Origin of the sequence: Thalassospira sp. MCCC 1A01428, assembly GCF_002115825.1 — a bacterium.
In the GTDB taxonomy this organism is placed as follows: Bacteria; Pseudomonadota; Alphaproteobacteria; order Rhodospirillales; family Thalassospiraceae; genus Thalassospira.
In genome coordinates this window covers 30,535-43,046 of record NZ_JFJZ01000019.1, presented here as the reverse complement: position 1 = coordinate 43,046, position 12,512 = coordinate 30,535, and the positions used below count along the sequence as shown (strand labels likewise).

The 12,512-nt window shown below is 48.5% G+C and carries 10 protein-coding genes; 5 read left to right on the top strand and 5 right to left on the bottom strand.

Annotation, left to right across the window (positions count from 1 at the left end; translation table 11 throughout):
- Nucleotides 1-27: 27 nt before the first annotated feature.
- From THS27_RS14950 to ectA, 3 genes are all read right to left on the bottom strand, one after another.
- Nucleotides 28-429: an ectoine synthase gene (locus THS27_RS14950; protein ID WP_085592234.1), complete on the bottom strand. Its 402-nt coding sequence runs from the start codon at nt 427-429 to the stop codon at nt 28-30.
- Nucleotides 430-515: 86 nt separating this feature from the next.
- Nucleotides 516-1,802 (bottom strand): diaminobutyrate--2-oxoglutarate transaminase, encoded by a 1,287-nt coding sequence (ectB, locus tag THS27_RS14945; protein WP_085592232.1) that lies wholly within the window; start codon nt 1,800-1,802, stop codon nt 516-518.
- 114 nt (nt 1,803-1,916) lie between these two features.
- Entirely contained in the window at nt 1,917-2,465 is a 549-nt protein-coding gene (ectA, locus tag THS27_RS14940; RefSeq protein ID WP_085592230.1) for a diaminobutyrate acetyltransferase, read from the bottom strand.
- A gap of 313 nt (nt 2,466-2,778) precedes the next feature.
- Here ectA and THS27_RS14935 point away from each other — a divergent pair, with 313 nt between their 5' ends.
- From THS27_RS14935 to THS27_RS14920, 4 genes are all read left to right on the top strand, one after another.
- On the top strand, nt 2,779-3,273 hold the full coding sequence (locus THS27_RS14935; protein ID WP_085592228.1) for a MarR family winged helix-turn-helix transcriptional regulator: 495 nt from the start codon (nt 2,779-2,781) through the stop codon (nt 3,271-3,273).
- 287 nt (nt 3,274-3,560) lie between these two features.
- The gene (locus tag THS27_RS14930; protein WP_139835596.1) at nt 3,561-4,214 is read left to right on the top strand and encodes a hypothetical protein; all 654 of its coding nucleotides are present in this window, start codon (nt 3,561-3,563) and stop codon (nt 4,212-4,214) included.
- 364 nt (nt 4,215-4,578) lie between these two features.
- Nucleotides 4,579-5,637 (top strand): GNAT family N-acetyltransferase, encoded by a 1,059-nt coding sequence (locus THS27_RS14925; RefSeq protein ID WP_139835595.1) that lies wholly within the window; start codon nt 4,579-4,581, stop codon nt 5,635-5,637.
- Entirely contained in the window at nt 5,634-6,623 is a 990-nt protein-coding gene (locus THS27_RS14920; protein WP_085592222.1) for a Rieske 2Fe-2S domain-containing protein, read from the top strand. Before THS27_RS14925 ends, THS27_RS14920 begins: the two co-directional genes overlap by 4 nt.
- On the opposite strand, the gene THS27_RS14915 is transcribed toward THS27_RS14920, so the two are convergent.
- Both THS27_RS14915 and gndA read right to left on the bottom strand, forming a co-directional pair.
- Nucleotides 6,620-7,789, bottom strand: coding sequence for an ATP-grasp domain-containing protein (locus THS27_RS14915; RefSeq protein ID WP_210402916.1), 1,170 nt, complete (start codon nt 7,787-7,789; stop codon nt 6,620-6,622). The two genes, THS27_RS14920 and THS27_RS14915, sit on opposite strands and share 4 nt — an antisense overlap.
- 219 nt (nt 7,790-8,008) lie before the next feature.
- Nucleotides 8,009-9,427 carry an NADP-dependent phosphogluconate dehydrogenase gene (gene gndA, locus THS27_RS14910; protein WP_085592220.1) on the bottom strand — a complete coding sequence of 473 codons (1,419 nt, stop codon included), beginning with the start codon at nt 9,425-9,427 and terminating at the stop codon, nt 8,009-8,011.
- A 530-nt stretch (nt 9,428-9,957) separates the two neighbouring features.
- On the opposite strand from gndA, the gene THS27_RS14900 reads away from it, so the two are divergent.
- On the top strand, nt 9,958-12,309 hold the full coding sequence (locus tag THS27_RS14900; RefSeq protein ID WP_085592216.1) for a hypothetical protein: 2,352 nt from the start codon (nt 9,958-9,960) through the stop codon (nt 12,307-12,309).
- The last annotated feature ends 203 nt before the right edge of the window (nt 12,310-12,512 follow it).

Here is a 12,512-nt window from a genome sequence, read left to right as displayed (position 1 = left end):
GTTACACCGCCCGAACCCGATATATCGTTAGCTGGCAAGGGCATCAGCATCTAACGGATAGACACCGTTTTCATCGTGCGTTTCACGCCCGTTAAGCGGCGGATTAAACGCGCAGGCCACAACCATGTCTTCACTGCCACCGCGCAGATAGTGGCGATCATGCTTGTTCAGGATGTAAACCGTACCTGGAACGATTTTGTATTTTTTGCCATCGTCAATGGTTTCAACTTCGCCATTGCCCGAAATGCAGTAAACCGTTTCAAAATGGTTCGCATAGCAAATTTCGGTTTCGGTGCCTGCATAAATGGTGGTGATATGGAACGAAAACCCCATACCATCATCCGCCAGCGACAACCGGGTGCTTTCCCAGTTGTCTGCAACGACGCGACGACCGGTTTCTTCACATTCTTTCAGGGTGCGAACAATCATTTGTAACTCTTTGATTTGTTGTATTTTATGGTTCGAAATTTATGGCAACAACGGTGACGTCGCTGCCATAAAAAATCAATTTCAGGTTATTCCGCAGCAGCCTTAGCCGTCACGACGTTTTTTCCCATGACCTTTGCTGTCGACATTTCAAGAACATCCAGACCATGCGCCAGGTCTTCCATTGAAATTGTCAGCGGAACCAGACATTTAACCACTTCATCTTCTGGGCCGCTGGTTTCAATGATCAGGTTATGGGTAAAGCATTCCGATGTAACCTTGCCGGCAATTTCGCCGCTTTCAAAACAAATACCCTGCATCAGTCCGCGACCTTTGCGATAGATGCTGCCATTGTCGCCGTAACGTGTGGCAATTTCTTCCAGGCGTTTACCAAGGAATTCGGCCTTTTCTTTCACGTCGCTAGCAAATTTGTCATCAGACCAGAAATGCTCCAATGCCGCAGCTGCCGTTACAAAGGCGTGGTTGTTACCGCGGAACGTGCCATTATGCTCGCCCGGATGCCATACGTCGTATTCCGGTTTGATCAGTACAACGGCAAAGGGCAGACCATAACCCGACAACGATTTGGACATCGTGATCATATCGGGCTTAATGCCAGCGGGTTCGAAACTGAAGAATGTGCCGGTACGCCCGCAACCCGCCTGAATGTCGTCAACAATCAGCAAAATGTCGTGTTTACGGCATAGGGCTTCAATTTTTTTCAACCAGTCAAAATCAGCAGCATTCAGGCCACCTTCGCCCTGTACCGTTTCAACAATGATGGCGGCAGGCAAAGCGATACCACTGGAATTATCACAAAGAACACGGTCCAGATAATCGGTTGTATCGACATCATCGCCCATATATCCGTCAAACGGAACTGCTACGGCGTTATCAAGCGGTACACCAGCAGCACCACGGTGATGTTCATTACCCGTTACCGCAAGCGAACCCAGCGTTACACCATGGAAACCATTAGTGAATGAAATGACGTTTTCACGGCCTTTAACGCGGCGTGCCAGCTTAAGGGCTGCTTCAACCGCATTGGTGCCGGTCGGACCGGTAAACTGGACTTTGTATTCCATGTTACGGGGCTTGAAAATTTTGCTTTCCATCGCGCTCAGGAATTCTTCCTTGGCAGATGTATGCATATCCAAACCGTGGGTAATGCCGTTTGCCTTGATATAGTCGATCAGGCGCTCCTGCAAAACCGGGTTGTTATGGCCATAATTAAGGCTGCCGGCACCGGCGAGAAAATCCAGATAACGATTGCCATCCGTATCGGTCAGCCATGAACCTTCAGCTTTTTTGAAGGTTACGGGGAAGGAGCGGGCATAGCTCTGAACTTCCGATTCAAGGCGATCAAATACAGTCATAATTCTCTCTTTCATTTGGGGAGAAAATAAATTTTTCTTCTGTCATATCAAACGCCGAAGACCCGGGTTTGTTCCCGGAATTTCGGCGTTTTGACAGTTTTTGAAGGTGAAAAATCAGGCGGCAACGCGTGCGACATCTACGCGTTCAAACGGTCCAATCTGCCACAGAATTTCACTGGCAGCGGCGCCATCAAAATGTGTTTCACGTTCAAACAAAACCTTGCGGTTCACATCTGTTTCAAGTTCGCGTGCCACCGAGCGAAAGACACCCTGTGACGGGGCATTCGATGTGGTGATGGTGGTGTGCAGTTCGCTTACGTCGTGGCACACACGGCGATCAAGGATATCCAGGATCATGCGCTTGCCCAGCTTCAGGCCGCGCGCCTTGGGAGAAACCGCCACCTGCCAGATAAACAGGCGTTCAGGTGTTTCCGGAACAAGATAACCGGACACAAAACCGACCACTTCGCCGTCAAGCTCGGCCAGTGCACAGGTAGGTGCAAAGTGCGAGCATTGCAGCAGGTTGCAGTAAACAGAGTTCTCATCAAGCGGCTTGCAAGAAGCAATCAATTCGTTCACCGCAGCCCCATCGGTGGACTTCGGCTTGCGAATAACCAGGTTGGTCTTGCGGGTCGATTTGCCGTCGCTTGTGGCAACTTTCATCGTTCTATCTGCCTAATTGTTTCGTCAATCGATTTAGCTTAACGATCAGAAACATAGATTATCGATATATTTTAATCAAGATAGAAGGTGGCGAGTTTTGCGGTTATTCTGATAAGCTGCTGAAACTAAATGAATAATTTATTTGCTAAATATATCGGAACAAATTCATTTCCAAAGTTTTTCGATGTCACATAACCATAGCATTCGATATAATATTATGTGGGAAATCAATGGAAATGCTGAAAAGTCGTTGTCTGACAGGGCTTTGGCAGGTTATAAGAAGTACTTGTTGATTGCCGCTCGGAACCCGCAAATGGACAGACTTCACGACGCCCTGATTTCAATTAGACGGATATTGCGCGCCAGCGATATACATGCCAAGCGTCTTAGCAAGCTGGCGGGCCTGAAAACATCACAATTATTGGTCCTGCAGTCGCTGGAAGATTCCGGCGAAATGACAGTCGGTGAAATTGCGGCCAAGGTTAACCTTGCCCAGGCATCAACGACCGCGCTGGTCGATAAATTACAATTAATGGGGCTGGTGCAGCGGGCGCGGGGACATTCGGACAAACGCAAGGTTTATGTTCGTCTTACGGAAGCTGCCCGCGGGGTTCTGGCACGTGCGCCAATGGCGCTGCATGATCGTTTTTCAGAAAGGTTCAATAATCTGGAGGACTGGGAGCAAAGCTTTCTGGTGGCGGCCCTTCAGCGCGTATCAACCATGATGGATGCGGGCGATATTGATGTTGCGCCATTGCTGGATCATGAAGTTATTGTTGAAAAAAGCAACGATACGTCCCGAAACTGAGGTCGGCGGGGTGAAAATTCCGCAATTAATCAAAATTGTCGTCCGTCCGTGGTGATACACCTCTAATTCAAGTAGCCTTTTTGAGGGACGACGGGGCGTTATCCTTGCGTGAAAAGATTTTATGCGCGGTCCCGGGGGATGGCGCGGGTTGATTTTCAGGTGAAATACGCCAGGAGCAGCGGTCCGTTTAAAACGGGAACTCTTTAAAATTCAGGACGTTGAACATCCGTGTTTGCGGGGTTGCATTAAGCCAAGCCCGTTATTTCATGAATGTTTGGCGGGTAGAAATGCTGAATTGGATCGAAAATTACCATACCGTTTTACAGATTACCGTCAGCTTTGCGACGCTGGGTATCTGGATATTTTATGCCCAGATCCTGATGGCTCAATATCGCCGCACCCGGCGTCCCAAATTGCTGATTAATCAAACACGGGGGCGCTCGTTGCGGTCCCGGTTTCTGGTTAGCAATATGAGCCAGGAAAGCGTTCATATCGACGTCATTCTCGTGGGCTTGCATACAGATGGTGATGATGAGAACGCCGAGCGTGAACATTGGTACCTTGTCAGTGATTGGGAACCGATGCAGGACGACCAGCGCGCAGACACCAATGAATATGGAACTTTTCAAGGGCCATTATCGGCGGGAACGTCGCTAGATATCGGGGATATCAAAGGGTTGATTACGCAGCGGAATGCTGAACATCAAGGCCAAAACATCGATGCAACAACAGATCTTCTTGATCAGGAAGGTATAAGATGCAAGTCATTCGAGGTTATGGTGGTTGGTGTGTATAGTTCTGAAAAAGGTGTCATCGGAGCCAGTCGAACATTTGATATCGACAAAAACGGGCGTGTTCATCCACACGATGCCGAAACCGGACAATGCCGGACCCGAAAGGAAAGAACCCGAATGGAAGAATTGCACCGGCGTTATTTGTGATCCGGGTTTAGGCTGAGAAGGATGAAAAATAGTTGGTAACCATATGATGTTGTGTGAAAATTACGAGAAATCGTTAACTTTATGTAAGCCGGATTTGACGAATATTTGTCATAATATATATTATAGATCTTCTTGATCTTTGTTAAAGATGGTGCAGCTGGAGCGTTTCTGAATTTACTTCTTGTGGCGAATTCGTTGCCGATGAACCCATTTCTCGCGATATGGTATAGAGATTGAGAAAATTGAATGATGTGCCGAAGATCGAGACTTCTCGAACACGTATGGTTCGACCGGTTCTGTGATGTTGGCAACACCGGAATTTCAACAATCAAATAACACTAAAGCCGTTGAGCAGTTTGTAGGCTTGTTCAATGCTGTTCCGATTGGCGAACTAATTGCCAATCTCGAAACAGAAATAACAAAGATCACGGTTAACGGAACCGATTTCCCGGTTTCGATCAACCGCCCGACCAAGGATGCAAATTGCTATATTTGCTGCCCCCGCACAGCTTATATTGATTATGCTATTGATGAGACGCGAAATTTTGTGCAATCGCCGATCCTGTTTCGTCTTGTCAAAATTCTTATTCACTGTTGCCGTCCGTTGCTATTGGCGACGGGGTTGGATCGGCAAGCCCAGATCAATAATTGGCTGTTATCGACCAATCCGGTTCCCTTTATTGATGAGATGTCGGCCCGTAATATTGCTAAACAGGTTTCCACGACACATCCGGGCCACGCTATTGTCGTTCGTTCGTTAAACAAGCAGACAGATTTCGAGACCATCAAAAATCTGCGGGAGGCCGGTTTTCGTTTGCTCCCTGCCCGCCGGATATACCTCTTTGATGGCCGTCAGCCGCCCCCCAAACTGCCACAAAACGTGCGTTATGATCGGGCTCTAAGACGCCAAACCCGGTATTTGTTTGCACCTGACGACAGCTTCACCGAGGCTGACTATCACCGCGCGGCCGACCTTTATAAAATGTTGTATATTGATAAATACACCCCCCTAAACCCGGATTATTCGCCCTGTTATATCCGTGAAATGCATCAGCGTGGCCTGTTTAAGCTGGCCGGATACCGTGATGATGCAGGCCAGCTTGTTGCTGTGGCAGGTTTCTTTTCCAATGTCCAAACCCTGACCCAGCCGATTGTTGGATATGATACAAGCTTGCCGCGTAAGGATGGGCTTTATCGCCTTGTTATGGCTGTTGGGCAGTCACTGGCTTTGGATAACAAACAGTTTTTCAACATGAGTGCCGGTGCAGGGAGCTTTAAGCGTCTCAGAGGGGCAAAGCCGATAATTGAATATACTGCGGTTTATGAAAAACATCTTCCACGAAAACAGCGCTGCGCCATTCGAATAATGGAATGGATATTGTCACGCATTGGAATTCCTTTGCTGGAAAGGTTTGATTTGTGAACGTCCTTTCTGAAGCCTGGCATGCCGTCGCACGACTCTCGGATATTGGGCATAAGCCCAAGCGCATAATGTTTTTTGGGAAACCGGTTGTTTTGTTTCGTAGCGGCGCAAAGATCGCCGCATTATATGATCGCTGCCCGCACCGCTTGGTAGAGCTTTCCGGGGGAAAGGTCTGTAACGGAGAAATCGAGTGCCCGTATCATGGCTGGAGATTTAACGCATCGGGATACTGCACAGCCATTCCCGGGTTGATAGAGAAAACCCCTGCCCTTCGTATTCCAACTTTGCAAACCTTTGAGAAGGAAGGCGTTCTTTTTCTGTCGAAAGGCAGGCCTGAGCACTTGCCCTATTTGCATTGCATGGAGGGCCGGGAGACAAGGATCAAACTTGTTCGCAGCCAAACCCGCTCATCTGTGCTCGACGCTGCAGAAAACATTCTGGATGCAACACACACCCATTTTACGCACAAGGGCTTATTGCGCGGATTAAGCCCCAAGCGCCAGCGTGTGCGCGTCATCATCACCGGCGGCGATGGCTGGGTTGAGGCGTGCTATACCGGCGAAGAACGCCAGCATGGCCTGATCAGCCGGCTGCTTGAAGGCCCACGTCTTAAAACAATCGGGCGTTTTCGATATCCGGGGGTGGCCGAACTGGAATATTGGAGCGTCAAGGGATTGGTTCTGGCAACCACGTTTCATTTACGCCAGTCAACAAATGAACATGTCGAGGGTATTGGGTGCCTGATTGGCCCGCGCGGCGGGATCCTTGACTATCTGAAATCATTTGCGTTCGGGCCAATGTTTTCAATCGCTTTGCAGCAAGATCGCAAAGTTCTAAAATCATCCAGCAAAAATGCTGCGTTTTTCCCCAATGTCAAACCTGTCATCGGTCCGCTTGATTTTTTGCGACGTGATATAGAAGCAATTATGGCCGGTAAATTGCCCGAGGCCGCTAATACGCCATCCACCTGCTTTATTGACCTTTAGTCTGGACCATTCCATTCGATATCATATGTGCTGGCCTGTTGCAGGCTGCTGCGGTGACGCATGGATCGCGTGATCATTTCTAAAAAAGAACGCCATTGCCCGCGTTTGGGGCCATTATCTGCTGGCCATTCCAGGATATGTTCTGCCTGGTTAAGGTCCTTTAGAAATGAAACCATTTTCCCGGTGCGTAATGCTTTGGGCAAGCCATAATACCACATTGCCAAGGGCAATGTTTGCGGCACCTTATGGCGTTTGATCATACCATCACCGGATCGCAGCGTTATGGCATCAACAAATGGTGTTGGCCGTTGAAAGAAGTGTAATCCGCTGGTTGCTCTGGGGTTACATTCCAGTGGAAGAACTTCGCCATTTTGCATTTCGATAAAATCAAAAGATACCTGCCCGTTCCAGTTTGTCCCGGTGATGAAGTGATCAATGAATTTGTGTATTGCACCGTTCGTTGCCGGTTCAAAATAGATACCAGCCCCCTGCCCGGCACGGTAACGGCATTGATACACTGAAAGGGCAACCAGCTTGCCATTTCTGGCAACAGCATAGGCACTTAATTCTTGTCCGCGAACGAATGTCTGCGCGATCCAGGGCATTCGTGATGTGGGGTTAATCTGGGCAAGCTGCTCTGCGCTTGGGCAGATAAATATCTGTTTGGCAAAACGGGACCAAACCGGTTTGAAAACCAGATTATGTGCCTGATCGCTATATGATTTCAAATCATTAACGTTCTCGATCAAACGGGTATCGGGTGTTTCCAGTTTTAGCGCGCGACATAATTCAATGAATTTGAATTTGTTATGAACAGTACCTAGCAGGGAAAATTCAGGTGCAAAAAGAGTATGCGTAAACCCCCGTTGCATCCACAGATTGGCCAGATAAAAAACTTCTTCACAGCTTGGTACAACCAGCGCCGGGTTTTCAGCCGTGAGGATATCATCGATTGCATCCCCATATTGCGATGGTTCAAAGCGTGGAGAAGGGATCGAAAAATAACGTGAACAACATGCACTTGCCGCCGAGATCGGATGTCGGATGCTATCGGCCATCACAACGCGCCAGCCTGCGCCATGAAATAGCCGGGCCAAGTGAAGCGCAACCGGGGCACGCGCACCCGTAATCAGAACAGTGGGTGGAGTGGAATGTGAGGCGTTCAAGCGTCGAAAATTCCGTTTTCAGTCATTTAATGTGAAAAATTCCGTTGGATTTTTACAGCTTGAAGTTCTGTATTTTACATGAGGATAATCAACTTAAGTATTTGTTATTATGGTGATTGTTTTATGTAGATTTTGGTGGGAAACAAGATGAACTCGCCACAGGCGATCTTTACAGGCTGGCAGCATTTTTTTGATGCCAGCCTGTCATAACATGTCGTATCAGTCTTCGTGACCCGCCCACGGACCGTGCGGCTCATTCTTGCCGTCAACACGTTCAAAGCCGTGCGCACCGAAATAATCACGCTGCGCCTGAATCATATTTGCCGAAGTCCGGCGTGTGCGAACGGTATCAAACCATGAAAGCCCTGCTGCAAGTGCAGGCACTGCAATCCCTGCTGTTGTTGCGGCAATGACTGTTTCACGCAGTGCTGCCTGGCAATCTTTTAACAAGCCCGAAAACGGTTCTGCAAAAATAAGGTTGTCGCCGGGGTTGTTGGTCAATGCCGTAGCCATGTCATTGAGCATGTCAGAACGAATAATGCAGCCTTCGCGCCAGACACGGGCAATGGCGGGCATCGGTAGGTCCCATTTAAAATGATCGGCAGCGGCAGCCAACATTTCAAACCCTTGTGCATAGCAAAGGATTTTACCTGCAATCAGTGCCTTTTCCAGTGTTTCAGCAGCGATCCCCTCGCCCTCAAGTGCTTTCTGAGCGTCGCCAAAATGATCGGCACCCCGGCTTCGGGTATCAATCCGGGCAGACAGATTGCGGGCTGCAACGGCAGCTTCAATGACGGGAACCGGAACGGCAAGCTGTTGTGCTTCAATTGCAGTCCAGCGACCGGTTCCTTTTTGCCCCGCTTTATCAAGGATTACGTCAAGCATGGCATTGCCGGAAATCGGGTCGTTTGCACGCGATACCTTGGCGGAAATCTCGATCAGGTAAGATGCCAGCCGCCCTTTGTTCCAGGTATCAAATACATCAGCAACCTGCCCTGCCTTGTAGGCCATGCCGTCCCGCATAAGGCTGTAAACCTCGGCAATCATTTGCATATCGGCATATTCAATACCGTTATGGACCATTTTTACGAAATGGCCTGCTCCGCCCGGTCCCATCAGGGATGCACAGGGGGTGCCATCATATTTGGCGGAAATAGCTTCAAGCATCGGGGCAACACGGCTCCAGTCTGCTTCCGTACCACCAACCATGATTGATGGTCCATGCCGCGCACCACTTTCCCCGCCGGAAACGCCAATGCCGATAAAGCCGAATTTTTCGTCCTGTGCCCGTTTGGCACGGCGTTCGGTGTCATAAAAATTGGCGTTGCCTGCATCAATGATCAGGTCGTCGTCGCCTAAAACCGGTTTAAGGGCATCAATATGGTCGTCAACGACAGGTCCAGCCGGAACCATCAGGATAATAACGCGCGGCGCCTTGATGGCCGCGACAAAGTTTTCCAGGCTATCGGTCGGGGTTAAACGTGGCGCAAGGTCGCCAGCCGTTTTGATAAACGTATCGGTGACGCTGCCTGTTCGGTTGTAAACGGCAAGCGGGTATCCCTTTTCAGCGATATTGAGCGATAAGGCCGCACCCATCGTACCCAAACCAATCAGACCTACCTGAGGTTGTTCCGACATGTTTAATTTCCTGTTTTTATCAAGTGGGAGCCAGGACAAAACAGCACTTTTGCTATTTGCCCCAATTAAGATTTCGAACCGGACTCATTGTGAAACAAAGGTTTCTAATGTGTGGCGCAGCAATATGCCCAAAAAAGAAATGCGCGCTTGTAAACTGATTTACCAATAGGCATTTGGTGCATCCTGTCTTCACAATAAATCCGGCGACCTTCGCGCGGTCAAACGGTAAGGAACAATTCAAACAGCGTCATACATGCCAAATCGCATGATTGCACGCCATGTGTCATGTCATTCGCGCTTAACATAGCGTGCCGATATTGATTTGGCACCTGTTTGCGAAGCCAAAATTTAATTTTTGGAACAAGGGCAATAAATTTTGCGGTGCTATTTTCCTCCAAATGCCCGATCCCGGCTATTTTAAGTCTGAGTCAACGTGACCAAGAGGTAAGATACACCTGTTATTGAAAATCTATTTCAGGTTGAATGATATTGTGTGTTTTTGCGCTTTAAATTATTCAAGGAGACCTGTTATGGATCAAAAAAAGCCGTCGTCATCTGTACCGTCAGGGATTGCAGCCCTGGCACCGCAATTTCCCGAAATGAAGTTTTCGATACCTGCATCAGTCGTATCTGCCGGGTTTTCATATGCCATTTTTGGCAAGACTGCTGCCAAGGGTGATAAATGGTTCTATTGGGATGCACAAACCGGGGCCTATGCTGATTTTGGCGCGTCCTCGACCGGTAAAAATGTCGTCTGTCTGAATACGCCAGTCCTATCGACCGGGCACAATGTGGTGTCTGTTTCCTTGCCAACGGATCAAAATATTATATCGGGCATCGTTGTTATGTTCATCGGCCCGTCTAGCGGTGTGGCAGTTACAAATGGAAAACCTGCTGTACCAACACCGGCAACGAACCCGTCCGATGTTTATGGTATCTTTGAGCTAAGCTATAATACTGCAACAGCGACCGAAAGCGCGACGCTTGATGTCGATATTTCCAATATTGATCAAGTCAGTTTTACCTTTACAGTTACCAGTTCTCCTTCTGCGCCATATCCACTGGGCAAAGTTGGTTCACCCATTTCGACCTCGGAATTGATGGGGCGTTTTAAGGCACAATTCCCTGAACAATCTCCATTTTCCGACTGCCTGGGGTCTGCTTCCGGGCCGTTAACGGCCCCTCAGGATATATTGAAAGCTGTTAGCCCACCTGTGCCACCATCTTATCTTGCCCCGACCGGGGTGCCGGTAGCCGACAATCCATTTACCGCACATAGTTATTTTTATGCGGTAGCTGAAACCTCCCCATCTGGCGAAACTGCCGTCTCTCCTGCTGTTTTCGGCGGGTTTTTACTTGGCAAAACCGGGGCGGCGCAGGCAAAAGGCATTAATATCGGATGGCAGATTGAAGGGACGCCGTCGAAATATATTCCGGTCAATAAAAACGCGACCGGTATTAACCTTTATCGTGCTTCTGTCGCACCGGTATCGGCGGGCGGAACCATACCTGTTTCACCGTCGTTGCAGAATTTCGGATTGGTAACTTCCATGTCGATTGATGAATGGAACGCCCAGCCCGGGTTTTGTTTTTTCGATGATTCGGTCAGCATTACCAAGTCTGCTCCTGTAACCTCTTCTTACGGATTTAATGCGTTATCAACATGGTTTGATGCACCGTTACAGCAATTTTTCGACCATTATCAGTCATCTGTCTTTTCGTTTCATCAATATGCGCAAGAAGTGGGAAGTCATGGAACGTTATGGATGGGAAAGGTTGTAACGGTTACCCCCAAACAGGGGGCACAAATCCTTAATCTGTCATTTATCGATGAAACGGGCGCCACCAAAACGATTGATCTTGCATGGCAATGGGGTGACGGGACACAAACCTATCTGGCATTGCAGCTGGTTGGTAACGCCTATGATGTGAACGACTTGTCGCAAACCAGCCTGACCACAAAACAGACACTTCAGGCGGGGGAATATCAGGGAGCTGTCGTTCACATTTATTTCCCCTATTTTGTTGAAAATACGGACCTGACGCAGATTACGCTGCCCGTCAGCGGCTCGGTTTATGCTGTGCCCCATGTGCCATCATGGCTAACCAACTCTTCATGGACAGCATCGGCGATGGTTTTTGGATGTACCGGCGTTTTTTCATCCTTAACCGATGCAGATGCCATAGCACAAAATGCGGATTTTCCCGGTTTGTCGTCTATCGCCCTGCCCGCGTTGGAAAATGTTGTTGTATCGGCGTTTAACCGCGGCATGGCAACCGGGTACGGTTTTGCGCTTGGTCCCTTGCAATATATCAGCTTTTATCAATTCAAAGCTGCCGCCAGTGTTGTCCAGAATGACCCTGATAACAAACTCTTACCGGCTGGAACTTACAGTTATTTTCTGTCTGGTGTTTTGCAAAATGGTGCTGAAACGGCTTTATCGTGGTCACAAAGCATCACCCTGGATACCTCAGCAAATGTGACGTTAACATGGTCGCCGCAATCACCGGCTTTATATAAGGCTGCCAATATTTATCGTCAGGGTACTGATGGCGAATGTATCCTGATTGGATCAGTTGACAATAATAGTGCCGAGGCTCCGGCTGTGACCTTTACCGATAAAAACAGCAAGGTTGCACAGCCAACAACGGGTGCCCCTTTTGTTTTTTATCCGGGATGGATAGAAGATAATTCTGTAAAATCAAATTTCTATTCGGCATTTCTCCATCAAAACTGGAGCCACAATTTAGCGACTGGCATTAGTCTGAACGGGCTGGTTTACGGTTATCCCTTTGACGATCAGGGCAATTTTTCGACCAATATTAATTATGGTACGGCCCTGCCTAAAACCATCACCATTGATATAATGCCGTTATCGTAATCGGTGATTTGATGCGAGGGCAGTTTTGCCCTCGCTGTCATCTCTTGCTGGATTGGCGAAACTTGACCGGCAATGCATTTTGTCCCGTGTTCTGCCAATTGGCCAAAATTCATTCCTGGTCACGTTTCTATGTCGGCTCAAATGGAACGATCATGTTTCAGAAGAGCTAAAATTTTTGCTGCATTGCCAAAAATTTGCGCGAT

Coding starts and splice junctions, on each gene's coding strand:
- THS27_RS14950 (WP_085592234.1), bottom strand. CDS start 429: ATGATTGTTCGCACCCTGAAAGAATGTGAAGAAACCGGTCGTCGCGTC.
- ectB (WP_085592232.1), bottom strand. CDS start 1,802: ATGACTGTATTTGATCGCCTTGAATCGGAAGTTCAGAGCTATGCCCGC.
- ectA (WP_085592230.1), bottom strand. CDS start 2,465: ATGAAAGTTGCCACAAGCGACGGCAAATCGACCCGCAAGACCAACCTG.
- THS27_RS14935 (WP_085592228.1), top strand. CDS start 2,779: ATGGACAGACTTCACGACGCCCTGATTTCAATTAGACGGATATTGCGC.
- THS27_RS14930 (WP_139835596.1), top strand. CDS start 3,561: ATGCTGAATTGGATCGAAAATTACCATACCGTTTTACAGATTACCGTC.
- gndA (WP_085592220.1), bottom strand. CDS start 9,427: ATGTCGGAACAACCTCAGGTAGGTCTGATTGGTTTGGGTACGATGGGT.
- THS27_RS14900 (WP_085592216.1), top strand. CDS start 9,958: ATGGATCAAAAAAAGCCGTCGTCATCTGTACCGTCAGGGATTGCAGCC.